Annotated in this window: 1 protein-coding gene; it reads left to right on the top strand. The window is 67.7% G+C overall.

The features are described from left to right. A partial coding sequence (locus tag ACWPXK_RS33010; RefSeq protein ID WP_454200088.1) for a thioesterase domain-containing protein occupies window positions 1–1,250 on the top strand: 1,250 nt, incomplete at both ends.

Raw genomic sequence — 1,250 nt, 5'->3', positions numbered from 1 at the left:
CACCTGCGGAGCTGGTATGAGCGTCACCCGGTCGACGCGCCGCGGTTGGTGAATATGTACGGCATCACCGAAACCACCGTGCACGTGTCATTCCTGCCGATCGATGAACACGTGGTGGACAGCCCGGCAAGCCTCATCGGCCGGGCGCTGCCCGGGCTGGACACCCATGTGCTGGATATCCGTTTGCGTCCCGCACCGTTGGGCACTCCCGGTGAGATCTATGTCGACGGGAGTCAGCTGTCGCGCGGGTATGTGGGGCGGGCGGGGTTGACCGCGTCCCGGTTCGTGGCGAATCCCTTCGGGCCGCCGGGGTCGCGGATGTATCGGTCGGGGGATCTGGCACGCTGGACCTCATCGAGTGGTGAGCCCGGGCTGGCCTATAGCGGGCGGGGTGATCAGCAGGTGCAGTTGCGTGGTTTCCGGATCGAGCTGGGGGAGATCGAAGCGGCGTTGCTGCGCTGCCCGGGCGTGAGCCAGGCTGTTGCGCTGGTTCGCGCCGATGTCACACTCGGCGATCAACTCATCGGATACGTCCTGCCCAAGCCAGGCGCGCGGCTGGACCCGATCGAACTGCGCAACCAGGTCGGCGAGTTCCTGACCGGCTACATGGTTCCCGCCGCGATCGTGGTGATCGACACCGTGCCGTTGACGGTGAACGGCAAACTCGACCGTCGTGCCCTGCCCGCGCCGGAGTTCCGGGCGCGGGAATTCCGCGCCCCCGCCACGCCGGTGGAGGCGGCGGTGGCTGCGGCGTTCGCGCAGGTGTTGGGTGTGGACCGGTTCGGGATGGACGACAACTTCTTCGAGCACGGTGGGAACTCGCTGATCGCGGCGAAGCTGTCCACCCGGCTGTCGGGTGTGTTGGGCACGAAGGTGCCGGTGATGCGGGTGTTCACCGCGCCCACCCCTGGTGAGTTGGTGGCGGATCTGGCACGCCGCGCCAGCGGTGGTGTGGAAAGCGAGGCGGCGTTCGAGATGTTGTTGCCGCTGCGGCCCGCAGGTTCGGCCGCGCCGCTGTTCTGCGTGCATCCGGTGTCGGGAATCTCCTGGTCGTATGCGGGGTTGGCCGCCTACCTCGATCCGGACCGGCCCATTTATGGTTTGCAGACCCCGGTGCTGGCCGCCGCGGAGGCGGTGATGCCGGACTCGATCCAGGACTGGGCGGCCCGGTATGTCGAGCTGATCCGTGAGGTGCAGCCGGAGGGTCCCTACCATCTGCTGGGGTGGTCCTTCGGCGGGGTCATCGCGCA

This window comes from Nocardia sp. Marseille-Q1738 (genome assembly GCF_965283145.1).
Note: the sequence above shows the minus strand (reverse complement) of the source record. Positions and strands in the feature narration are given on the sequence as shown.